This window comes from Rhizobium sp. USDA 3886, assembly GCF_056279785.1.
Genome location: NZ_JBWCDC010000001.1, coordinates 549,686 through 571,276 on the forward strand (window position 1 = coordinate 549,686; position 21,591 = coordinate 571,276).

At 60.4% G+C, this 21,591-nt stretch carries 19 protein-coding genes, 2 tRNA genes, 1 pseudogene and 1 riboswitch; of the genes and pseudogenes, 21 read left to right on the forward strand and 1 reads right to left on the reverse strand.

The features are described from left to right. Positions 1 to 310: 310 nt before the first annotated feature. The 7 genes from ACZ9BX_RS02790 to ACZ9BX_RS02820 all read left to right on the forward strand — a co-directional run bounded on the left by ACZ9BX_RS02790 (position 311) and on the right by ACZ9BX_RS02820 (position 9,376). On the forward strand, positions 311 to 940 hold the full coding sequence (locus ACZ9BX_RS02790; protein WP_132561574.1) for an ATP-dependent Clp protease proteolytic subunit: 630 nt from the start codon (positions 311 to 313) through the stop codon (positions 938 to 940). 302 nt (positions 941 to 1,242) lie between these two features. Next, positions 1,243 to 2,520, forward strand: coding sequence for an ATP-dependent Clp protease ATP-binding subunit ClpX (gene clpX, locus ACZ9BX_RS02795; protein WP_027508522.1), 1,278 nt, complete (start codon positions 1,243 to 1,245; stop codon positions 2,518 to 2,520). A gap of 402 nt (positions 2,521 to 2,922) precedes the next feature. Beyond that, on the forward strand, positions 2,923 to 5,340 hold the full coding sequence (gene lon / locus ACZ9BX_RS02800) for an endopeptidase La (RefSeq protein WP_476215590.1): 2,418 nt from the start codon (positions 2,923 to 2,925) through the stop codon (positions 5,338 to 5,340). Beyond that, positions 5,312 to 5,548 (forward strand): hypothetical protein, encoded by a 237-nt coding sequence (locus ACZ9BX_RS02805; protein WP_132561580.1) that lies wholly within the window; start codon positions 5,312 to 5,314, stop codon positions 5,546 to 5,548. The genes lon and ACZ9BX_RS02805 overlap by 29 nt, the downstream gene beginning before the upstream one ends. After that, entirely contained in the window at positions 5,545 to 5,820 is a 276-nt protein-coding gene (gene hupB / locus ACZ9BX_RS02810; protein WP_027508524.1) for a DNA-binding protein HupB, read from the forward strand. The genes ACZ9BX_RS02805 and hupB overlap by 4 nt, the downstream gene beginning before the upstream one ends. A gap of 124 nt (positions 5,821 to 5,944) precedes the next feature. Continuing rightward, a riboswitch (FMN riboswitch) is annotated at positions 5,945 to 6,094 on the forward strand. Between the two features lie 89 nt (positions 6,095 to 6,183). Continuing rightward, positions 6,184 to 7,083: a DMT family transporter gene (locus ACZ9BX_RS02815; RefSeq protein WP_476215593.1), complete on the forward strand. Its 900-nt coding sequence runs from the start codon at positions 6,184 to 6,186 to the stop codon at positions 7,081 to 7,083. A 94-nt stretch (positions 7,084 to 7,177) separates the two neighbouring features. Beyond that, the gene (locus ACZ9BX_RS02820; protein ID WP_476215595.1) at positions 7,178 to 9,376 is read left to right on the forward strand and encodes an esterase-like activity of phytase family protein; all 2,199 of its coding nucleotides are present in this window, start codon (positions 7,178 to 7,180) and stop codon (positions 9,374 to 9,376) included. Positions 9,377 to 9,442: 66 nt separating this feature from the next. On the opposite strand, the gene ACZ9BX_RS02825 is transcribed toward ACZ9BX_RS02820, so the two are convergent. Beyond that, on the reverse strand, positions 9,443 to 10,429 hold the full coding sequence (locus tag ACZ9BX_RS02825; RefSeq protein WP_476215597.1) for an aldo/keto reductase: 987 nt from the start codon (positions 10,427 to 10,429) through the stop codon (positions 9,443 to 9,445). Between the two features lie 171 nt (positions 10,430 to 10,600). Between ACZ9BX_RS02825 and ACZ9BX_RS02830 the strand changes: the two genes are divergently transcribed. The 14 genes and pseudogenes from ACZ9BX_RS02830 to nuoH all read left to right on the forward strand — a co-directional run bounded on the left by ACZ9BX_RS02830 (position 10,601) and on the right by nuoH (position 21,578). Continuing rightward, the gene (locus ACZ9BX_RS02830) at positions 10,601 to 11,002 is read left to right on the forward strand and encodes a (R)-mandelonitrile lyase (RefSeq protein WP_476215599.1); all 402 of its coding nucleotides are present in this window, start codon (positions 10,601 to 10,603) and stop codon (positions 11,000 to 11,002) included. Between the two features lie 219 nt (positions 11,003 to 11,221). Further along, positions 11,222 to 11,298: transfer RNA gene (locus tag ACZ9BX_RS02835), tRNA-Asp, on the forward strand. Positions 11,299 to 11,330: 32 nt separating this feature from the next. After that, a tRNA-Asp gene (locus ACZ9BX_RS02840) sits at positions 11,331 to 11,407 on the forward strand. 246 nt (positions 11,408 to 11,653) lie between these two features. Further along, positions 11,654 to 12,019: an NADH-quinone oxidoreductase subunit A gene (locus ACZ9BX_RS02845; RefSeq protein WP_132561590.1), complete on the forward strand. Its 366-nt coding sequence runs from the start codon at positions 11,654 to 11,656 to the stop codon at positions 12,017 to 12,019. Beyond that, a complete protein-coding gene (locus ACZ9BX_RS02850; protein ID WP_027508530.1) occupies positions 12,010 to 12,594 on the forward strand; it encodes a NuoB/complex I 20 kDa subunit family protein in 585 nt (194 codons plus the stop codon). Before ACZ9BX_RS02845 ends, ACZ9BX_RS02850 begins: the two co-directional genes overlap by 10 nt. Before the next feature lie 18 nt (positions 12,595 to 12,612). Next, positions 12,613 to 13,215, forward strand: coding sequence for an NADH-quinone oxidoreductase subunit C (locus ACZ9BX_RS02855; protein ID WP_476215601.1), 603 nt, complete (start codon positions 12,613 to 12,615; stop codon positions 13,213 to 13,215). Between the two features lie 93 nt (positions 13,216 to 13,308). Beyond that, a pseudogene (locus ACZ9BX_RS02860) lies at positions 13,309 to 13,637 on the forward strand (four helix bundle protein). A 59-nt stretch (positions 13,638 to 13,696) separates the two neighbouring features. Then, the gene (locus tag ACZ9BX_RS02865) at positions 13,697 to 14,887 is read left to right on the forward strand and encodes an NADH-quinone oxidoreductase subunit D (protein WP_132561594.1); all 1,191 of its coding nucleotides are present in this window, start codon (positions 13,697 to 13,699) and stop codon (positions 14,885 to 14,887) included. Beyond that, positions 14,887 to 15,159 (forward strand): hypothetical protein, encoded by a 273-nt coding sequence (locus ACZ9BX_RS02870; RefSeq protein WP_132561596.1) that lies wholly within the window; start codon positions 14,887 to 14,889, stop codon positions 15,157 to 15,159. Before ACZ9BX_RS02865 ends, ACZ9BX_RS02870 begins: the two co-directional genes overlap by 1 nt. Before the next feature lie 16 nt (positions 15,160 to 15,175). Next, a complete protein-coding gene (locus ACZ9BX_RS02875) occupies positions 15,176 to 16,306 on the forward strand; it encodes an NADH-quinone oxidoreductase subunit E (RefSeq protein WP_476215604.1) in 1,131 nt (376 codons plus the stop codon). A gap of 12 nt (positions 16,307 to 16,318) precedes the next feature. Further along, complete coding sequence (gene nuoF / locus ACZ9BX_RS02880; protein ID WP_027508535.1) at positions 16,319 to 17,623, forward strand: NADH-quinone oxidoreductase subunit NuoF; 1,305 nt, start codon at positions 16,319 to 16,321, stop codon at positions 17,621 to 17,623. Between the two features lie 3 nt (positions 17,624 to 17,626). Beyond that, entirely contained in the window at positions 17,627 to 18,244 is a 618-nt protein-coding gene (locus ACZ9BX_RS02885; protein ID WP_476215607.1) for a 5' DNA nuclease, read from the forward strand. Positions 18,245 to 18,441: 197 nt separating this feature from the next. After that, positions 18,442 to 20,523: an NADH-quinone oxidoreductase subunit NuoG gene (gene nuoG, locus ACZ9BX_RS02890; RefSeq protein WP_476215609.1), complete on the forward strand. Its 2,082-nt coding sequence runs from the start codon at positions 18,442 to 18,444 to the stop codon at positions 20,521 to 20,523. A gap of 11 nt (positions 20,524 to 20,534) precedes the next feature. Beyond that, the gene (gene nuoH / locus ACZ9BX_RS02895) at positions 20,535 to 21,578 is read left to right on the forward strand and encodes an NADH-quinone oxidoreductase subunit NuoH (RefSeq protein ID WP_027508538.1); all 1,044 of its coding nucleotides are present in this window, start codon (positions 20,535 to 20,537) and stop codon (positions 21,576 to 21,578) included. Positions 21,579 to 21,591 lie beyond the last annotated feature (13 nt).

Here is a 21,591-nt window from a genome sequence, read left to right on the forward strand (position 1 = left end):
CCGGGGCCTCCGCTGCCCTATATTCGCCATTAGGCTTTCCACAAGGTAAACGCCCGAAGGTCGATGCGAATGTGTTTAGAGTTCCTTCATCCTGTCGCTGAGAAAAGCTGTGGGGGCGCTTGCCGGCCTCTCGCACTCCGGCGGCGGGCGGGGAATAGCGCTGTTATGAAGTGCATTCTGCCTTCGGGCCGTTTCTTTAACGTTATCCTTATGCGTGCCTTGAAGAGGAGGGCAGTGACACTCTATGTAGGGATGATACATTTTCTTTGATTCCCGGCTGCCGCCGGCAAGACCTTGGCAAAGGACGCACATGAGAAACCCAGTCGATACCGCTATGGCCCTCGTGCCGATGGTCGTGGAACAGACCAATCGCGGTGAACGCTCCTACGACATCTTTTCGCGCCTGCTGAAGGAACGCATCATCTTCCTGACGGGTACTGTCGAGGACCAGATGGCAACGCTCGTTTGCGCCCAGCTTCTTTTCCTCGAGGCCGAAAACCCGAAGAAGGAAATCGCGCTCTACATCAATTCGCCGGGCGGCGTCGTGAGTGCCGGCATGGCGATCTATGACACGATGCAGTTCATCAAGCCGGCGGTTTCGACGCTTTGCATCGGCCAAGCCGCTTCGATGGGTTCACTGCTTCTGGCGGCAGGCCACAAGGACATGCGCTTTGCGACGCCGAACGCCCGTATCATGGTTCACCAGCCCTCCGGCGGCTTTCAGGGCCAGGCGTCCGACATCGAACGCCATGCCAAGGACATCCTGAAGATGAAGCGCCGCCTGAACGAGGTCTACGTGAAGCATACGGGCCGCAGCTACGAGGAAGTCGAAAAGACCCTCGACCGCGACCACTTCATGGATGCCGACGAGGCTCAGATCTGGGGCGTGATCGACAAGGTTCTGACCTCGCGCATCGAAATCGAAGGCGAGACGGCCTAGTAATTAATAGGGATGGTGTTTTTGCCGCCACAGTTCTATCCCATTTGTGATTGAACAAGGGGTTTAATGCGGTAGCGAAGGCGCTAATAGTAACTATTAATGCTATGTTTGATTTTTTATGACATAGCATTCGGCATTCGAAGGGGAGTTCGTTGCCGCCGGAACCCGGGCATGATTGGTTGGGTACCGGTTCTTACCCCTTAAAGCCTTGGCCGGCTGATGCTCCGGTGGGAGCAGGCCGGCGGGCCATTGAGTGGACCGCAATTTCACCTTGAAATGCGGCGTGCTGGAAGGAAAGTGATATGAGCAAGGTCAGCGGCAGCAACGGCGGCGACTCCAAGAATACCCTGTATTGTTCGTTCTGCGGAAAGAGCCAGCACGAAGTCCGGAAGCTGATTGCAGGACCGACCGTCTTCATCTGCGATGAATGCGTCGAGCTTTGCATGGACATCATCCGCGAGGAAAACAAATCCTCGATGGTCAAGTCCCGCGACGGCGTTCCCACGCCGCAGGACATCATCAAGGTTCTCGATGAATACGTCATCGGTCAGCGGCAGGCGAAGAAGATCCTGTCGGTTGCCGTCCACAACCATTACAAGCGCCTGGCGCACGCCACCAAGAACAGCGAAGTCGAGCTGGCGAAGTCGAACATCATGCTGGTCGGCCCGACCGGCTGCGGCAAGACCTATCTCGCCCAGACGCTCGCCCGCATCATCGACGTTCCCTTCACGATGGCCGATGCAACGACGCTGACGGAAGCCGGCTATGTCGGCGAAGACGTCGAAAATATCATCCTGAAGCTTCTGCAATCTGCGGACTACAATGTCGAGCGCGCCCAGCGCGGTATCGTCTACATCGACGAAGTCGACAAAATCTCCCGCAAGTCCGACAATCCGTCGATCACCCGCGACGTGTCAGGCGAAGGCGTGCAGCAGGCGCTTCTGAAGATTATGGAAGGCACGGTCGCTTCCGTACCGCCGCAGGGCGGCCGCAAGCATCCCCAGCAGGAATTCCTGCAGGTCGACACGACGAACATCCTGTTCATCTGCGGCGGCGCCTTCGCAGGCCTCGACAAGATCATCTCTGCCCGCGGCGAAAAGACCTCAATCGGCTTCGGCGCGTCCGTCAAGGCGCCGGATGACCGCCGCGTCGGCGAAGTGCTGCGCGAACTCGAGCCGGAAGATCTGGTCAAGTTCGGCCTCATCCCGGAATTCATCGGCCGTCTGCCGGTTCTCGCAACGCTCGAAGACCTCGATGAGGATGCTCTGATCCAGATACTGTCCGAGCCGAAGAACGCGCTCATCAAGCAGTATCAGCGCCTGTTCGAGATGGAAGACGTGGAATTGAACTTCCACGAGGACGCGCTTCGCGAAATCGCCCGCAAGGCGATCATCCGCAAGACCGGCGCCCGTGGCCTGCGTTCGATCATGGAAAAGATCCTGCTCGACACGATGTTCGAATTGCCGACGCTCGAAGGTGTCCGCGAGGTCGTCATCTCCGAGGAGGTCGTGCGCGGCTCTGCCCGTCCGCTTTACATTTATGCGGACCGTCAGGAGGAAAAAGCAAACGCCTCGGCCTGATGCCGGTCCTCGTATGGTTAGATTTAGGGGCTTGCCGAAGGCAGGCCCCTTTCTATTTGAAAAATCGTGCACGGTCCTGTTAATAATGGCTGGCAAGACTGGGAAAACGCTGTTGCTGACGTTGCGGAATGTGCCGTCCTTGGCGATGATGGAATGATTCCATAGCGGGTTTTCCGGCCTTGTGTTTTAGGCGGTTCGGAAGCGGTAAGCACCGATCCAGTTATGCGCTTCATTGTACCTGCGTTCTATTGTAATAAAGCTGTCACAACCGGGGAACGCGGGCGTTAGCGTGGCTTGAAATGCTTAGTCAGAACCTCCACTTGTAGCCCCAAGTGAGAGTGCCGGCCGGTCGCATGGCCGCGCCAGAGAGCCCGGAAACGGGACGATGGAAAGGAAATAAAAATGACGAAGAAAACGTCTGTAGCGAGCAGCACTGCCTATCCTGTTTTGCCCCTGCGCGACATCGTGGTCTTCCCCCATATGATCGTGCCGCTGTTCGTCGGACGGGAAAAGTCGATCCGTGCGCTTGAAGAGGTCATGGGTTCCGACAAGCAGATCATGCTCGTCACCCAGATCAACGCCAGCGATGATGATCCGGATCCTTCCGCAATTCATAATGTCGGCACGGTTGCCAACGTTCTGCAACTCCTGAAGCTACCTGACGGCACCGTAAAGGTTCTTGTCGAAGGCCGCGCCCGTGCCGAGATCGATGCCTATACCAGCCGTGAGGATTTCTACGAAGCGCTCGGCCATGTGCTTGAAGAACCACATGACGATGCGGTCGAACTGGAAGCGCTGTCGCGCTCCGTCGTTTCGGAGTTCGAGAGCTATGTGAAGCTCAACAAGAAGATTTCGCCTGAAGTGGTAGGGGCAGCCAGCCAGATCGACGATTATTCCAAGCTCGCCGATACGGTCGCCTCGCACCTGTCGATCAAGATCACCGAGAAGCAGGAGATGCTGGAAACCACCAGCGTCAAGGCCCGCCTCGAAAAGGCGCTCGGCTTCATGGAAGGCGAGATTTCGGTCCTGCAGGTCGAAAAGCGCATCCGCTCGCGCGTCAAGCGCCAGATGGAAAAGACCCAGCGCGAATACTATCTGAACGAACAGATGAAGGCGATCCAGAAGGAGCTCGGCGACGGCGAAGAGGGTCGCGACGAGATGGCCGAACTGGAAGAGCGCATCTCCAAGACCAAGCTTTCCAAGGAAGCCCGTGAAAAGGCCGACGCGGAGCTGAAGAAGCTGCGTCAGATGAGCCCGATGTCTGCTGAGGCGACGGTCGTCCGCAACTATCTCGACTGGCTGCTCGGCATTCCGTGGGGCAAGAAGTCGAAGATCAAGTCTGACCTCAACCATGCTGAACAGATCCTCGAGGCCGATCACTTCGGCCTGGACAAAGTCAAGGAGCGGATCGTCGAGTATCTCGCCGTGCAGGCGCGTGCGACTAAGCTCAAGGGCCCGATCCTGTGCCTCGTCGGTCCTCCGGGCGTCGGCAAGACCTCGCTCGCCCAGTCGATCGCCAAGGCGACCGGCCGCGAGTATGTCCGCATGGCGCTCGGCGGCGTGCGCGACGAAGCCGAAATCCGCGGTCACCGCCGCACCTACATCGGCTCGATGCCCGGCAAGGTCATCCAGTCGATGAAGAAGGCGAAGAAGTCCAACCCGCTCTTTCTGCTCGACGAGATCGACAAGATGGGCATGGATTTCCGCGGCGACCCGTCCTCGGCCCTGCTTGAAGTGCTCGACCCGGCCCAGAACATGACCTTCATGGATCACTACCTGGAAGTCGAATACGACCTGTCGGACGTGATGTTCATCACGACGGCGAATACGCTGAACATTCCTGCGCCCCTGATGGACCGCATGGAGATCATCCGTATCGCCGGCTATACCGAAGACGAAAAGCGCGAGATTGCCAAGCGGCACCTGCTGCCGAAGGCCATTAAGGAGCATGCGCTGCAGCCAGAAGAGTTTTCGGTCAGCGACGGCGCCCTGATGGCGATCAGCCAGCAGTACACCCGCGAGGCCGGTGTCCGTAACTTCGAACGCGAACTGATGAAGCTCGCCCGCAAGGCGGTGACCGAGATCATCAAGGGCAAGGCGAAGTCCGTTCACGTCACAGCCGAAAACATCGATGACTATCTGGGTGTTCCTCGCTTCCGCCATGGTGAGGCCGAGCGCGAGGATCAGGTCGGCGTCGTCACCGGTCTTGCCTGGACGGAAGTCGGCGGCGAGCTGCTGACGATCGAAGGCGTGATGATGCCGGGCAAGGGTCGCATGACGGTCACCGGCAACCTGAAGGAAGTCATGAAGGAATCGATTTCGGCGGCGGCATCCTATGTCCGCTCGCGCGCCGTCGATTTCGGCATCGAGCCGCCGCGCTTCGACAAGAGCGACATCCACGTGCACGTGCCGGAAGGTGCGACTCCGAAGGATGGTCCGTCGGCGGGTGTCGCCATGGCAACCGCGATCGTCTCGATCATGACCGGCATTGCGGTCAACAAGGATGTCGCCATGACCGGCGAGATCACCCTTCGCGGCCGCGTTCTGCCGATCGGCGGTCTGAAGGAAAAGCTGCTCGCGGCGCTTCGCGGCGGCATCAAGAAGGTGTTGATCCCGGAAGAAAACGCCAAGGATCTGGCGGAGATTCCGGACAACGTGAAGAACAACATGGAGATCATCCCGGTATCCCGCATGGGCGAGGTGATCAAGCATGCGCTGGTTCGCAGGCCCGAGCCGATCGAATGGGATGGAACGGTTGAAACGCCGGTCATCGCGACGGTCGAGGGCCTCGATGAGACAGGTGCAGCCATCGCTCATTGAGCGCTGTCTGCCACATTTATGTCAAAATGCTGCAAAACTCGGAAAAGGCTGGCTTAAAACGCCAGCCTTTTTTGTGAAAACGTCACAGAGCCGCTTGCTTTTCCTTGATTTGCAGGGCTTTTGGGTTGCGGCGGGCCTGATGAAACCTATTCTGTGCCTGGCTTACAGATTGAGTCGTTTCGAACCATTGAAAGGGGTGGAAACATGAACAAGAATGAACTCGTGTCCGCAGTTGCCGAAAAGGCTGGCCTCACCAAGGCTGACGCTGCTTCTGCTGTCGACGCTGTTTTCGACGTTGTCCAGGGTGAACTGAAGAATAAGGGCGACATTCGTCTCGCCGGCTTCGGTAGCTTCACCGTTTCTCATCGCGCTGCCACCAAGGGCCGCAACCCGTCCACCGGCGCTGAAGTCAATATTCCGGCTCGCAACGTGCCGAAATTCACGCCCGGCAAGGGCCTGAAGGACGCTGTCAACGGCTAATGAGATTTGCTTGGCCGCCGGATAACGAGACCGGCAGTCCAGGTTTGGAAGGGTTCGGCGAAAGCCGGACCCTTTTCGGTTTTCTGCGGGATCTTGCGGGGCTCTCAAGTTTCATTTACGGCTTTTCTGTTCTCAGGGCGGGGTGAAAGTCCCCACCGGCGGTAAGGGTCTCGGCCCGAGCCCGCGAGCGCCTTCCTTGCTCAGTGCGGAAGGGTCAGCAGATCCGGTGCGATGCCGGAGCCGACGGTTATAGTCCGGACGAAAGAGAGTGATCACAGGCACGAAGGGCAGGGAACTGCCCGGCGGTGTTGTTGCGCTCATGCGTCCTGATTTGTGTTGGTCCTTTTGTTCTGGATGAATGACATGAATCAGACTTCCCTCAGCATTTCCAGGTCGCGTGCCATGGCGGGTGCCGCCTGGATGGTGCTCGCCGGCGTGGCCTTCTCGATCCTCAATGTCGTCACGCAATGGTTGACGATGACGCTTGCCTTCCCGGCCGCTTCCGCCGCCTTTTGGCAATATGCCTTCGCGCTCGTCTTCTCGCTGCCGTTCCTTTATCGCGCCGGCTTCTCGGCGATGCGCACCGATTATCCCTGGCGCCATATCGTGCGCGTCGCTTTTGCCGCCCTCGGCGTCGAAGCCTGGGTCTCGGGTCTCGCCTCCGTGCCGATCTGGCAGGCGATCGCGCTGGTGATGACCTCGCCGTTCTTCATCATCCTCGGTGCGCGTCTCTTCCTCGGGGAACGCGTCGGCCCGGCGCGCTGGGCGGCAACGGCCGCCGGCTTTGCCGGCGCGATGATCATCTTGCAGCCCTGGTCGGACAGTTTCACCTGGGCGGCCCTGCTGCCGGTGCTTTCGGCGCTGCTTTGGGGCGCAGCCTCGCTGATCACGAAGAACCTGACGGGCATCGAGCGGCCCGAAACCATAACGGTCTGGCTGCTGGTGCTGCTGACGCCCATCAATGGCGGGCTTGCTTTGGCGGCCGGCTTCGAGGTGCCGATGGGTATCACGCTTGGGCTCTTCATATTCGCCGGCCTGCTGACCGTGCTCGCGCAGTATTTTCTCACACTTGCCTATGCGGTGGCCGACGCTGCCTATGTGCAGCCCTTCGACGACCTCAAGCTGCCGCTCAACGTCTTTGCGGGCTGGCTCGTCTTCGGTTATGCGCCCACAGGCTATCTATGGCTCGGCGCGGCACTGATCCTCTGCGCCTCGCTTTTCATCATGCGCAACGAACTCAGCCGCGAGCGAACGGCAACATAGACAAGGCAGTGCAAAACACGCTACCTGTCATGCGTCTGTCATCACCGTGCCGCAAAAATCCCACGTTTCGAATATTCGACACGTGGGGGATTTCATGACCATTTCATCGCGCAAGGCAGCGCTGGCTGCCGCTCTTCTCGCATCCGTTGCTTTTCCGGCTGCTGCGGAGCCTGTTTTCAATCGTATCGCGTCCTTCCCGGTTGCCGCAAACCTGCCCGCTGGCAAGGACAAGCTTTCCACAACCTCCGCCGAAATCATCACCGCCACCGATGATGGCAAGACGGTGATTTACAGCGACAGCCCGCTCGGCGCGATAGGCTTCGTCGACATCACCGATGCCAAGGCCCCGAAGGCAGGCGGGGCGCTGATGATGGACGGAGAGCCGACCTCCGTTACGTCGGCAGCCGGCAAGGCGCTCGTCGCCGTCAACACCGGCGAGAGCAAGCAGAAGCCCTCCGGCCGTCTGGTAATCGTCGACGTTGCCACCAAGAAGATCGAGAACACGTGCGATCTCGGCGGCCAGCCGGATTCGATCGCGCTCAACAAGGACAAGACGCTCGGCACGATCGCCATCGAAAACGAGCGTGACGAAGACGTCAACGACGGCAAGATCCCGCAGATGCCGGCAGGCGATCTCGTGATCTTCCAGGTCAAGGACGGTACGGTCGATTGCGGTACGATCAAGCACATTGCGCTGACCGGCCTCTCCGCCGTCGCCCCCGAGGACCCGGAGCCCGAATTCGTTTCCTTCAACAGCCAGGACGAGATCGCCCTGACGCTGCAGGAAAACAACGAGATCGTCATCGTCGACGCCAAGACCGCTCAGGTGAAGACACATTTCTCCGCCGGCAGCACGGACCTTTCCGGTATCGACACGAAGAAGGACGGCGCGCTGAAGTTTGCTGGCGAGCTGAAGGGCGTGCTGCGCGAACCCGACGCCGTGAAGTGGCTGGACGGCAACCGTCTCATCGTCGCCAACGAAGGCGATTATGAAGGCGGCTCGCGCGGCTTCACGATCTTCGACAAGACCGGCAGGGTTCTCTACGAATCCGGCAGCTCCTTCGAGCGTGCCGTTGCCGATCTCGGCCACTATCCGGATGGCCGCTCAGGGTCGAAGGGCGTCGAGCCGGAAGGCCTGGAAGCCGCGACCTTCGGTGGCCAGCAGTATTTCTTCGTGCTTGCCGAGCGCGCTTCGGTTGTCGGCGTGTACAAGGATACCGGTGCCGATCCGGAACTCTCGCAGATCCTTCCCTCGGGCGTTTCGCCGGAAGGCGCCGTAGCCATTCCCTCGCGCAACCTCTTTGCGACAGCCAACGAAGTTGATCTCGGCGAAGATGGCGGCCCGCGCTCGCATGTCATGATCTACGAGCTTGCCGAAGGCGAGAAGGCCTATCCGCAGATCGTCGCGGCCGAGAAGGATAGCAATCCGGTCGGCTTTGCCGCCCTTTCGGGCCTTGCGGCCGTTCCGGAAAAGCCCGGTAGGCTCTTTGCGGTCAGCGACAGCGTGCTCGGCATGCAGCCGACGATCTACACGATCGATGCTACGCAAAGGCCCGCCGTCATCACCGAAACGCTGACGGTCAAGCGTGACGGTGCTGCCGCCCAGAAGCTCGACATCGAGGGCATCGCCGTCGACGAGAAGGGCTGGTTCTGGCTCGCGTCAGAAGGCAACAGCGATAAGCTGCTGTCGCACGCGCTCTACCACGTCAATCCGAAGGGCGAGATCAAGGCCGAGATCGCCCTGCCGAAGGAACTGACTGCTAACGAAATCCGCTACGGTTTCGAAGGTGTGACGATCATCGGCTCCGGCGATGATGCAACGCTCTGGATGGCCATTCAGCGCGAATGGAAGGACGACGAGAAGGGCTTCGTGAAGCTCGTGTCCTACAATCCGAAGAGCAAGGAATGGGGCGCCGTGCGCTACCCGCTCGACAAGTCCGAAAACGGCTGGGTCGGTCTTTCGGAAATCTCCGCTCATGGCGACAATGTCTACATCATCGAGCGCGACAACCTCGTCGGCGATGCCGCAAAGCTGAAGAAGCTCTACAAGGTGGCGATCACCGATCTCAAGCCCGCCGAGCTCGGCGGCGAGCTTCCGGCCGTCAAGAAGACCGAAGCCTACGACTTCCTGAACGAGCTGAAGACCGCCACCAACGGCTACGTGCTCGACAAGATCGAAGGCTTCACCTTCGACGCCGGCGGCAAGGCTTATGCCGTCACCGATAACGACGGCGTCAGCGATTCTTCGGGCGAAACGTTGTTCTTCCCGGTCGATCTGGTCGGCACGAACTAAGGTCTCCGTATTGAACCGAAATTGCCGGGTCAAATCCCGGCCATTTCTGATTCCGAGGGGTTACACTTACCAGCGCTGATGCACATGCGGGGCGATCAGCCGCTCGTAGATCTCGCGGGTCGCCTCCATGACATCGTGGGAGAGCGGCGCGAGATCGGCAGCCGCCGCGTTGGCCCTTGCCTGTTCGGCGTTGCGTGCGCCGGGGATGGCCACGGTGACCGCGTCGTTCATCAGGATCCAGCGAAGCGCGAAGGCGGCCATGGTGGCGCCCTGCGGCACCAGCTTGCGCACTTCCTCGACCGCCTGCAGGCCGACCTCGAAGGGAACGCCTGCGAAGGTTTCGCCGACATCGAAGGCCTCGCCGTGGCGGTTGAAATTGCGGTGGTCGTCGCTGGCGAACTTGGTGCTGCGGGTGATCTTGCCGGAAAGCAGGCCGCTTGCGAGCGGGACGCGGGCGATCACCGCGACGTTCCTGCGGCGGGCTTCCTGGAAGAACAGACGATCGGGACGCTGACGGAAGATGTTGTAGATGATCTGGATGCTTTCAACGCCGGGAAACTCGATCGCCTTCAGGCCTTCCTCCACCGTCGAAACGCTGACGCCGTAGCCCTTGATCTTGCCGGCCTTCTGCAACTCGTTAAGACCCTCGAACACTTCGGGCCGATAGAGAACTTCCGTCGGAGGGCAGTGGAGCTGGACAAGGTCGAGGCTGTCGACCTGCAGGTTCCTCAGACTACGGTCGATGAAGCCTTCGAGATTGGCCTTCGTATAGCCGTCGGCGACATGCGGATTCAGCCTTCGGCCTGCTTTGGTGGCGACCATCGGGCGCGTGCCGCCACGGCCCTTCAGCACATCGGCGACGATCTTCTCCGACCGGCCGTCGCCATAAACGTCGGCCGTGTCGATGAAGGTCATGCCGGCGTCGAGCGCGGCATTGAGTGCTGCCCGGCCGTCAGCCTCGCTGACATCTCCCCAGGAACCGCCGATCTGCCATGCGCCGAACCCGACATTGGTGATTGAAAACGGCATGCGGCCGAAAGAATGCTGTTTCACGGGGAATCCTCCATTCGTGCTGAAAAGCTCGCGCGGCAAATATCAGCCGGGCAGGGGTCGGGCAAGCGCCCGCAGGGGGAGGAGATAGGGCGTCTCGCTGCACTTCAAATGAGCGGATCGATAACCTACTTACATATGAGCACGCCGGATCAAACAAAAGAGGCAAATACCATGGAAATCAAGACGGCCGGTTCCCGGCCATCGGCGAAGGCTTCGGCGGACTATTTCGCCGGCACCGTGCGGCTCGATCCGCTGATCGAAGCGCCGGATCCGGCCCGCGTGAGGGTTGTGCATGTGACATTCGAGCCGGGCGCGCGTACCGCATGGCACACGCATCCTCTGGGGCAAACCCTGATCGTCACGTCCGGCAAAGGTCTCGTGCAGAGCTGGGGCGACGAAATTCGCGAAATCCGGCCGGGCGACACCGTCTGGTTCGCGCCCGGCGAGAAGCATTGGCATGGTGCCGCCCCGGAAACGGCGATGACGCACATCGCCATCCAGGAATCGCTGAACGGCAACGTTGCGGACTGGATGGAGCAGGTCAGCGACGAGCAATATGCCGGAAAGGCGTGAGGCGGCTTCAGACAACAGGAAAATGCGCCGGAAGTCCTGTCAATGCTAAGCTCCTGCGCGGCGGCCCGAGTTCGCTTTGAAAACAATTTCCGGACTGTCATGGTTTTGTCTCCAAAGCTGCTTGACACTCAAATGCTAACCCCTTAGTTAGCCGCTCATCGAAGCGGCCAGTCCGCTTTGACAAGGATGCGAAAGCCTCCGGATTGCTTGAAATGAAGTGCGGGTGTAGCTCAGTCGGTTAGAGTGCCGGCCTGTCACGCCGGAGGTCGCGGGTTCGAGCCCCGTCACTCGCGCCATTTCGAGGTTTTCGGCCTTTCCTCCGCCATGCGCGGGTGTAGCTCAGTCGGTTAGAGTGCCGGCCTGTCACGCCGGAGGTCGCGGGTTCGAGCCCCGTCACTCGCGCCATTCTTTTCTCCGAGCTATGCAGTTTTTGGTTGGCTGCCATGCAGCCTCTCGCAACTTGTGCGTATTTGTCGCGACATCGTTGCATCTGCTTGATAATGTCGCATCCTCACAGGTGGAATTGGCCTTCTAAAAGTCTTGCGCCCTGGCTCCGGCTGCGCTAACCACGGCTTGTTGCAACGCACGTTCGCTTGCCGGGCATTTGCCCATTGCGCTGCCTGGCGCATCCGGCAAGCAGGGATGAACATGATGACTGAACTGCTCAGTTCCTATATTCCGATCGCTATCTTCATCGGCATTGCCCTCGTTATCGGCCTGGCGCTTCTGATTGCGCCGTTTGCCGTGGCCTTCAAGGCGCCCGATTCGGAAAAGCTTTCCGCATACGAATGCGGCTTCAACGCCTTCGATGATGCCCGCATGAAGTTCGACATCCGCTTCTATCTCGTGTCGATTCTCTTCATCATCTTCGACCTCGAAGTTGCCTTCCTCTTCCCCTGGGCCGTCTCGTTCAGCGCTATCGGCTGGTTCGGCTTCTGGTCCATGATGGTCTTCTTAGCTGTGCTGACCGTCGGCTTTATCTATGAATGGAAGAAGGGAGCCCTGGAATGGCAGTGACCTCCGCAAGCGCCCACACGCTCGTGGCGCCGCAGCCGAAGGGGATCATCGATCCCGCAACCGGCAAGCCGATCGGCAGCAACGACGCGTTCTTCGGCGAGATCAACAACGAGCTCGCCGACAAGGGTTTTCTCGTCACCTCGACCGATGAACTGATCAACTGGGCTCGTACCGGCTCGCTGATGTGGATGACCTTCGGTCTTGCCTGCTGCGCCGTCGAGATGATGCAGCTCTCCATGCCGCGCTACGATGTCGAGCGTTTCGGTTTTGCGCCGCGTGCCTCGCCGCGTCAGTCGGACGTGATGATTGTCGCCGGCACGCTGACCAACAAGATGGCGCCCGCGCTCCGCAAGGTCTACGACCAGATGCCGGAGCCGCGTTACGTCATCTCGATGGGCTCCTGCGCCAACGGCGGCGGCTACTACCACTATTCCTACTCGGTGGTGCGCGGCTGCGACCGCGTCGTACCGATCGACATCTATGTGCCGGGCTGTCCCCCCACGGCCGAAGCGCTGCTTTACGGCGTGCTTCTGCTGCAGAAGAAGATCCGGCGCACCGGCACGATCGAACGGTAAGGGTTGAGGACAAGAACCATGAGCGAAGCCCTCACTGAGCTTTCGTCCTATCTCTCGGAAGAGCGTGGCAACCTGATTGCCGCCTCGCAGCTGAAGTACGGCGAGCTTACGCTGACGACGACGGGTGAAAACCTGATCGCGCTTTTGACCTTCCTGCGCGACGACGCCAGATGCGGTTTCGTCAACCTGACGGACATCTGCGGCGTCGACTGGCCGCAGCGCGAGCTGCGTTTCGACGTCGTCTATCATTTTCTGTCGCCGAAGCAGAACCAACGCATCCGCGTGAAGGTCGCGACTGACGAGGATACGCCGGTGCCGTCCGCATGCTCCGTCTATCCCGGCGCCGACTGGTTCGAGCGCGAGGTCTGGGACATGTACGGCGTGCTCTTCACGGGCCATCCGGATCTCCGCCGCATCCTGACCGACTACGGTTTCGAAGGCCATCCGCTGCGCAAGGACTTCCCGACGACCGGCTTCGTGGAGGTCCGCTACGACGATGCGGCAAAGCGCGTCGTTTACGAACCGGTGGATCTGAAGCAGGAATTCCGCAACTTCGATTTCATGTCGCCCTGGGAAGGCACCGACTACGTGCTGCCGGGGGATGAGAAGGCGAAGCAGTAGAGATAGGAACTAGGCAATAGCCAGTAGGCAATAGGAAGGGGCAGGCAGACGACGATCAACTCCTACCGGGATCTGAAGGTGTGGCAACGCGCTATGGATCTGGCGGTCGAATGTTATGGCTTGACCAAGGATTTTCCGAGAGAAGAGGTCTATAGACTTGTTTCTCAAATACGTCGCGCCGCCGGATCGGTAGCGGCAACATAGCGGAAGGTCATGGTCGGAATGCCAGGGGCTCATATGTCCAGCATTTGAAGTTCGCTCAAGGTCCCTGAAGGAGTTGGAAACGCATTTGATACTTTCCTCGCGCGTCGGACTTGTTTCTACAGCTAAGCTGTAGATCGCGATTGAGTGAGGAAATCGGCAAAATGCTGAGGTCGCTGATCCACGCTTTGCAGGATGAACGGAATGATCGCAAGAGTTAATCAAAGCCCTATGCCTACTGGCTATTGGCTGATCCCTACAGGCGCGGAGCGCGTTGCAAATGACCGAACATAACGTCCGCAACTTCAACATCAATTTCGGACCGCAGCATCCGGCGGCGCACGGCGTTCTTCGTCTTGTTCTGGAGCTTGACGGCGAAATTGTGGAGCGGGTCGATCCGCACATCGGCCTGCTGCATCGCGGTACTGAGAAGCTGATCGAGACGAAGACCTATCTGCAGGCCGTTCCCTACTTCGACCGCCTCGACTACGTGGCGCCGATGAACCAGGAGCACGCCTTCGCTCTAGCCGTCGAGAAACTGCTCGGCATCGAGATGCCGATCCGCGGTCAGCTGATCCGCGTGCTCTATTCGGAAATCGGCCGTATCCTGTCGCATCTCTTGAACGTCACGACGCAGGCAATGGACGTCGGTGCCTTGACGCCGCCACTCTGGGGCTTCGAAGAGCGCGAAAAGCTGATGGTGTTCTATGAGCGCGCTTCCGGTTCGCGCATGCATGCGGCTTACTTCCGCCCGGGCGGCGTCCACCAGGACTTGCCGGAAAAGCTCGTTCAGGATATCGGAGACTGGTGCGATCCGTTCCTGAAGGCGCTGGACGACATCGACGACCTGCTCACCGGCAACCGTATCTTCAAGCAGCGCAACGTCGATATCGGCGTCGTCTCGCTGGAGGATGCCTGGGCCTGGGGCTTCTCGGGCGTCATGGTCCGCGGCTCGGGTGCAGCGTGGGACTTGCGCCGCGCGCAGCCTTACGAGTGCTATTCCGATCTAGAGTTCGACATTCCGATTGGCAAGAACGGCGACTGTTATGACCGCTATCTGATCCGAATGATCGAAATGCGTGAATCGGTCCGCATCATGAAGCAGTGCGTCAACCGCCTGCTCGGCGATGCCAAGACCGGTCCGTTCTCCTCGATCGACGGCAAGGTCGTTCCGCCGAAGCGCGGCGAGATGAAGCGCTCGATGGAAGCTCTGATTCACCACTTCAAGCTCTATACCGAAGGCTACCACGTCCCGGCCGGCGAAGTTTACGCCGCCGTCGAGGCGCCCAAGGGCGAATTCGGCGTCTATCTCGTTTCCGACGGCTCCAACAAGCCGTATCGCTGCAAGATCAAGGCTCCGGGCTATGCCCACCTCCAGGCAATGGATTTCATGTGCCGCGGCCACCAGTTGGCTGACGTTGCCGCCATTCTCGGCTCGCTCGACATCGTGTTCGGCGAGGTGGACCGCTGATGCAGCTTGCCGCGCTTTCAACAGCCGTTTTCCTTCTGGCATCCGGAGCGCTTGCTCAGGACAATCAGGGATTCGGCCAGAAGCTGGGCGCGCAGGATGCGCCGCCTCCGGGCGGCCAGGCCTCGATGGGTGAGCTGTTGACCAGGGGCTATGAAATCAAGGCTGCCGTTCCGAACGGCAACAAGTTCGTTGTGTTTATGCAGAAAGACCAGTCGGCCTATGCTTGCGAGATGCAGTCTCTGACAGCCTCGCGGTGTGGGACCCTAAACTGACAAGGCGTGAGGAAGAATGTCCGTTCGTCGACTAGCCGAAGATCAATTCCAGCCCGCCGCATTCGCCTTCAATGACGAAAATGCGGTTTGGGCGGACAAGACGATCAAGAAATATCCCGCGGGCCGTCAGCAGTCGGCGGTCATCCCGCTGCTGATGCGGGCGCAGGAGCAGGACGGCTGGGTCACCCGCGCGGCGATCGAGAGGATCGCCGACATGCTGGACATGGCCTATATCCGCGTGCTCGAGGTCGCGACCTTCTACACGCAGTTCCAGCTTGCTCCGGTCGGCACGCGCGCCCATGTGCAGGTCTGCGGTACGACGCCCTGCATGCTGCGCGGCGCCGAGGGCCTGATGAAGGTCTGCAAGAGCAAGATCCACGATCACCCGTTCGAGCGCAATGCCGAAGGCACGCTCTCCTGGGAAGAGGTCGAATGTCTCGGGGCGTGCGTCAACGCACCGATGGTGATGATCGGCAAGGATACCTATGAAGACCTGACGCCGGAGCGTCTGGAAGAGATCATCGACACCTTCAATGACGGCAACGGCGCGAGCATCAAGCCCGGCCCGCAGATCGACCGTCATTTTTCCTCGCCCGAAGGCGGCCCGACGACGCTTCTGGCGCCGGATCCGAAGCCGAAGGCTTCCGCGAAGAAGGCTGTGCAGGATGCCGTCAGCCTTCCGCCCTCCGAGGCCGGCCGCCCGAAGAGCGGGGACGCTGAAACCAACCCGTCGCTGAAGACGCCGCATACGGCGCCGAGGGCTGCTGCCAAGAATGCCAAGGCCGTCGAGGCCGCGCCGCTGCCTGCACCGGCTGAAAAGCCTGCAAAGGCAGCCGCCGCTGCGGCCGCTAGCAAGCCGGCGCTGACTGACAAGAACCGCCCGGCCGGCGTTGCAAAGCCGGCGGCTCCGGACGACCTCAAGCTAATCTCCGGCGTCGGTCCGAAGATCGAAGGCATTTTGAACGAACTCGGCATCTTCACCTACGCGCAGGTCGCGGGCTGGAAGAAGGCCGAACGCGAATGGGTCGATGGATACTTGAATTTCAAGGGCCGTGTCGAGCGCGACGACTGGGTCAAGCAGGCCAAGGCGCTCGCCAAGGGCGGCGAAGCGGAATATATCAAGGTCTTCGGCAAGAAGCCGCGGTAAGAGGTGTGAAGTATGTTACAAGATAAAGACCGCATCTTTACCAACATCTACGGCCTCAAGGACAAGTCCCTGAAAGGTGCGATGAGCCGCGGCCACTGGGACGGCACCAAGCAGATCCTCGAAAAGGGCCGTGACTGGATCGTCAACGAGATGAAGGCGTCCGGCCTTCGCGGACGCGGCGGCGCCGGCTTCCCGACCGGTCTCAAGTGGTCCTTCATGCCGAAGGAAAGCGACGGCCGCCCACATTACCTCGTCGTCAATGCCGACGAATCGGAGCCCGGTACCTGCAAGGATCGCGACATCATGCGCCACGATCCGCATACGCTGATCGAAGGCTGCGTGATCGCGAGCTTCGCCATGGGTGCAAATGCCGCTTACATCTACGTCCGCGGCGAATATATCCGCGAGCGCGAGGCGCTGCAGGCCGCCATCGACGAATGCTACGATTACGGTTTGTTGGGTAAAAACAACAAGCTCGGCTGGGATATGGACATTTTTGTTCATCACGGCGCCGGCGCTTACATCTGCGGTGAAGAAACCGCGCTGCTCGAAAGCCTGGAAGGCAAGAAGGGCCAGCCGCGTCTGAAGCCGCCATTCCCGGCCAACATGGGTCTCTACGGCTGTCCAACGACGGTCAACAACGTCGAGTCGATCGCCGTTGCTCCGACGATTCTTCGCCGCGGCGCCGGCTGGTTTTCCTCGATCGGCCGTCCGAACAATGTCGGCACCAAACTTTTCATGCTCTCCGGTCACGTCAACAAGCCATGCACCGTCGAAGAAGAGATGGGCATCACTTTCCGCGAACTCGTCGATCGTCACGCCGGCGGCATCCGCGGCGGCTGGGACAACCTGCTTGCTGTCATTCCGGGTGGCGCCTCGTGCCCGATCGTGCCCGCCAAGGACATCATCGACTGCCCGATGGATTTCGACGGCCTGCGCGCTGTCGGCTCGTCCTTCGGCACGGCCGCCGCGATCGTCATGGACAAGTCGACGGACGTCATCAAGGCGATCGCCCGCATCTCGGCTTTCTTCAAGCATGAGAGCTGCGGCCAGTGCACGCCATGCCGCGAAGGCACCGGCTGGATGTGGCGCGTGATGGAGCGCATGGCCAAAGGTAATGCCCACAAGCGCGAAATCGACATGCTCTTCCAGGTCACCAAGCAGATCGAAGGCCACACCATCTGTGCGCTCGGCGATGCCGCCGCATGGCCGGTGCAGGGTCTGATCCGTAACTTTCGCCCGGAGATCGAAGCGCGCATCGACCAGTACACGGCGAGCGCGATGGATCACGGTGCGGTTCTGGAGGCTGCGGAATAAGAGATGACGAAGGCATCCGACAGCACAACAAGGAAGGACGGAGCAGCCGAATTCGCAGCTGACTTCGGCCGTCTTGCTGCCGGGATGCTGGAACGGGCTTTGCCGGTGCATCCGTTGATGGGGCCTCCCGTAGCCGCGATGGCTGCGGCAACCGCGATCGGTTTTGGTTTCTCGACGCAGATAGCAAGCGCGTTCTTCGGCGCTTTGCAGGGTGCGTTTGAGGCAACCCACAAGCTGGCGGAGGCGCTCGACGACACGGCGCCGGAAGAGTCGAAGCCGGAAGTGCGCATCAAGCCGGAGAATATCCGTCCGGCAGCCGCGAAGAAGGCCAAGCTTTCGATTGTCGGCGCAACCGGAACCGGATCAAAGCCTACGGCACCGAAGAATCCGGCGGCGCGGTCGAAAAAGGCTGACGATCTGAAGCTGATTGCAGGGATCGGCCCGAAGCTCGAGCAGGTGCTGAACGCAAAGGGCATCCGCACCTTCGCCGAAATCGCGTCCTGGACGGATGTGCAAATCGCAAACCTCGACGCCGAACTTGGTTTCAACGGCCGCATCGCACGCGACGATTGGACCGGTCAGGCGAAGGCGCTTTCTGCGAAGGGCCGGAAGCGGACGTGATTTTTTCCGGCTGACCCAAGCAGGCGGAAGGAGATGGCGAAGCGGCAAACGGGCAAGCGCCTTTGAGCTGCAAGCCGGAAAGACAATTTGGGCGACACCGGTGCTTGCGGGGACAAAATCCCCGCATGGCAGCGGCAATGTTGCAGGATAGGTTTGTTTGCCGCCATCCGGCGAACAGGAAACAGGACTGAGTGACGATGGCAAAACTGAAGATTGACGGCAACGAGATCGAAGTCCCGGATCACTACACGCTCATTCAGGCGTGTGAGGAAGCCGGCGCTGAAGTTCCGCGCTTCTGCTTCCACGAGCGGCTGTCGGTCGCCGGCAATTGCCGCATGTGCCTTGTCGAAGTGAAGGGTGGCCCGCCGAAGCCGCAGGCTTCCTGCGCCATGGGCGTGCGCGATATCCGCGGTGGCCCGAACGGTGAACTGCCTGAGGTCTTCACCAACACGCCGATGGTCAAGAAGGCCCGCGAAGGCGTGATGGAATTCCTTCTGATCAACCATCCGCTCGATTGCCCGATCTGCGACCAAGGTGGCGAATGCGACCTGCAGGACCAGGCGATGGCCTTCGGCATCGACACCTCGCGCTACCAGGAAGACAAGCGCGCCGTCGAGGACAAGTATATCGGCCCGCTCGTCAAGACGGTCATGAACCGCTGCATCCACTGCACGCGCTGCGTCCGCTTCACGACGGAAGTCGCCGGCATCTCGGAGCTTGGCCTGATCGGCCGCGGCGAAGACGCCGAAATTACCACCTATCTCGAGCAGGCGATGACCTCCGAGCTGCAGGGCAACGTCGTCGACCTGTGCCCGGTCGGCGCGCTGACCTCGAAGCCCTTCGCCTTCACGGCCCGTCCGTGGGAATTGAACAAGACGGAATCGATCGACGTCATGGACGCGCTCGGCTCCGCCATCCGCGTCGATACCCGCGGCCGCGAAGTCATGCGCATCCTGCCGCGTGTCAACGAGGCGATCAACGAGGAGTGGATCTCCGACAAGAGCCGCTTCATCTGGGACGGCCTGAAGACGCAGCGCCTGGACCGGCCCTATGTCCGCAAGGGCGGCCGTCTGCAGCCTGCGACCTGGACGGAAGCCTTCGGCGCCATCAAGACCGCAGTTTCCAAGACGACCGGCCAAAAGATCGGCGCGATTGCCGGTGACCTCGCTTCGGTCGAGGAAATGTATGCGCTCTCCGAGCTGATGAAGTCGCTGGGTTCCGGGAACCTCGACTGTCGCCAGGATGGGACGGCACTTGATCCGTCGCTCGGCCGCGCAAGCTACCTTTTCAACCCGACGATCGAAGGCATCGAACAGGCCGACGCGCTGCTCATCATCGGCGCCAATCCGCGCTTCGAGGCAGCCGTGCTCAACGCCCGCATCCGCAAGCGCTGGCGCCGCGGCGGCTTCCCGATCGGCGTGATCGGCGAAGGCGCCGACCTGCGTTATGACTACGAATATCTCGGCGCCGGTCCGGATACGCTGAAGGATCTGGTGGATGGCAACCATGCCTTCGCCAAGGTCCTGACCGATGCCAAGAAGCCGCTGATCATCATCGGCCAGGGCGCGCTTTCGCGCACGGATGGCGCAGGCGTTCTGGCAAGTGCCGCAAAGCTCGCCGTCAATGTAGGCGCGGTCGTCGAAGGCTGGAACGGTATTGCCGTCCTGCATACGGCCGCATCGCGTGTCGGTGGCCTCGACCTCGGTTTCGTGCCAGGCACCAAGGGCGTCAACGCGGCCGAGATGCTGGGCTCGATGGACGTGCTCTTCCTGCTCGGCGCCGACGAACTCGACTTCTCCGCCAAGAAGGCCAAGCTCACGGTCTATATCGGCTCGCACGGCGACAACGGTGCGCACCATGCCGATGTCATCCTGCCGGCTGCCGCCTATACCGAAAAGTCGGGCATCTGGGTCAATACCGAAGGCCGCGTCCAGATGGGCAGCCGCGCCGGTTTCGCACCGGGCGATGCCCGCGAAGACTGGGCGATCCTGCGTGCGCTTTCCGACGTCCTCGGCAAGAAGCTTCCCTTTGATTCGCTTGCCGAACTGCGCTCGAAACTCTACGCCGCGTTCCCGCATTTCGCCGGCATCGATGAGATTGCGGAAAGCGACAGCGCCAAAATTGCCGCACTGGCCAAAAAAGCCGGGAAGATGAACAAATCCGGGTTTGCGTCACCGGTCAAAGACTTCTATTTGACGAACCCGATCGCACGCGCCTCGGCTGTCATGGCCGAATGCTCGGCATTGGCCCGCAACAACTTCAAAGTCGCGGCAGAGTAAGGGCAGGGACGATGGACTCTTTCTTTTCCACATATGTCTGGCCGGGGATCATCATGGTCGGCCAGTCGCTTCTCCTGCTGGTCTGCCTTCTGGTCTTCATCGCCTACGTGCTCCTTGCCGACCGCAAGATTTGGGCGGCGGTGCAGCTTCGCCGCGGCCCGAACGTCGTCGGCCCTTTCGGCCTGTTCCAATCCTTCGCCGACCTTCTGAAGTTCGTCTTCAAGGAGCCGGTCATTCCGGCGGGCGCAAACAAGGTCGTCTTCCTACTTGCGCCGCTCGTCGCCGTGCTTCTGGCACTGTCCACTTGGGCGGTCGTGCCGCTCGCGGATGGCTGGGTGATTGCCGACATCAATGTCGGCATCCTCTATATCTTCGCGATCGCCTCGCTTGAGGTCTACGGTATCATCATGGGCGGCTGGGCTTCGAACTCGAAGTATCCGTTCCTCGGTGCGCTCCGTTCTGCTGCGCAGATGGTTTCCTACGAAGTCTCGATCGGCTTTGTCATCGTCACCGTCCTCCTTTGCGTCGGCTCGCTGAACCTGACCGACATCGTCAATGCGCAGCATGACGGCCTTGGAACGATGCTCGGCCTGCCGGCCTCCTTCCTCGACTGGCATTGGCTGGCGCTGTTCCCGGTGTTCATCATCTTCTTTGTTTCCGCACTTGCCGAAACCAACCGTCCGCCCTTCGATCTTCCGGAAGCGGAATCGGAACTGGTGGCCGGCTTCATGGTCGAATACGGCTCCTCGCCGTACATGATGTTCATGCTCGGCGAATATGCGGCCGTCTGCCTGATGTGCGCGCTGACGACGATCCTCTTCCTCGGCGGCTGGCTGCCCCCGGTTGACGTTTGGTTCCTGAATTGGGTACCGGGCATCATCTGGTTCACGCTGAAGGCCTGCCTGGTGTTCTTCATGTTCGCGATGGTCAAAGCCTTCGTGCCGCGCTACCGCTACGACCAGCTGATGCGCCTCGGCTGGAAGGTCTTCCTTCCGCTATCGCTCGCTATGGTCGTCATCGTTGCATTCGTGCTGAAACTGATGGGATGGGCATGATGACGTCCGCTCT

Excerpts from the sequence above, each read along its gene's own strand:
- ACZ9BX_RS02790 (WP_132561574.1), top strand. The coding sequence starts at position 311 with ATGAGAAACCCAGTCGATACCGCTATGGCCCTCGTGCCGATGGTCGTG.
- clpX (WP_027508522.1), top strand. The coding sequence starts at position 1,243 with ATGAGCAAGGTCAGCGGCAGCAACGGCGGCGACTCCAAGAATACCCTG.
- lon (WP_476215590.1), top strand. The coding sequence starts at position 2,923 with ATGACGAAGAAAACGTCTGTAGCGAGCAGCACTGCCTATCCTGTTTTG.
- ACZ9BX_RS02805 (WP_132561580.1), top strand. The coding sequence starts at position 5,312 with ATGAGACAGGTGCAGCCATCGCTCATTGAGCGCTGTCTGCCACATTTA.
- hupB (WP_027508524.1), top strand. The coding sequence starts at position 5,545 with ATGAACAAGAATGAACTCGTGTCCGCAGTTGCCGAAAAGGCTGGCCTC.
- ACZ9BX_RS02815 (WP_476215593.1), top strand. The coding sequence starts at position 6,184 with ATGAATCAGACTTCCCTCAGCATTTCCAGGTCGCGTGCCATGGCGGGT.
- ACZ9BX_RS02820 (WP_476215595.1), top strand. The coding sequence starts at position 7,178 with ATGACCATTTCATCGCGCAAGGCAGCGCTGGCTGCCGCTCTTCTCGCA.
- ACZ9BX_RS02830 (WP_476215599.1), top strand. The coding sequence starts at position 10,601 with ATGGAAATCAAGACGGCCGGTTCCCGGCCATCGGCGAAGGCTTCGGCG.
- ACZ9BX_RS02845 (WP_132561590.1), top strand. The coding sequence starts at position 11,654 with ATGACTGAACTGCTCAGTTCCTATATTCCGATCGCTATCTTCATCGGC.
- ACZ9BX_RS02850 (WP_027508530.1), top strand. The coding sequence starts at position 12,010 with ATGGCAGTGACCTCCGCAAGCGCCCACACGCTCGTGGCGCCGCAGCCG.
- ACZ9BX_RS02855 (WP_476215601.1), top strand. The coding sequence starts at position 12,613 with ATGAGCGAAGCCCTCACTGAGCTTTCGTCCTATCTCTCGGAAGAGCGT.
- ACZ9BX_RS02865 (WP_132561594.1), top strand. The coding sequence starts at position 13,697 with ATGACCGAACATAACGTCCGCAACTTCAACATCAATTTCGGACCGCAG.
- ACZ9BX_RS02870 (WP_132561596.1), top strand. The coding sequence starts at position 14,887 with ATGCAGCTTGCCGCGCTTTCAACAGCCGTTTTCCTTCTGGCATCCGGA.
- ACZ9BX_RS02875 (WP_476215604.1), top strand. The coding sequence starts at position 15,176 with ATGTCCGTTCGTCGACTAGCCGAAGATCAATTCCAGCCCGCCGCATTC.
- nuoF (WP_027508535.1), top strand. The coding sequence starts at position 16,319 with ATGTTACAAGATAAAGACCGCATCTTTACCAACATCTACGGCCTCAAG.
- ACZ9BX_RS02885 (WP_476215607.1), top strand. The coding sequence starts at position 17,627 with ATGACGAAGGCATCCGACAGCACAACAAGGAAGGACGGAGCAGCCGAA.
- nuoG (WP_476215609.1), top strand. The coding sequence starts at position 18,442 with ATGGCAAAACTGAAGATTGACGGCAACGAGATCGAAGTCCCGGATCAC.
- nuoH (WP_027508538.1), top strand. The coding sequence starts at position 20,535 with ATGGACTCTTTCTTTTCCACATATGTCTGGCCGGGGATCATCATGGTC.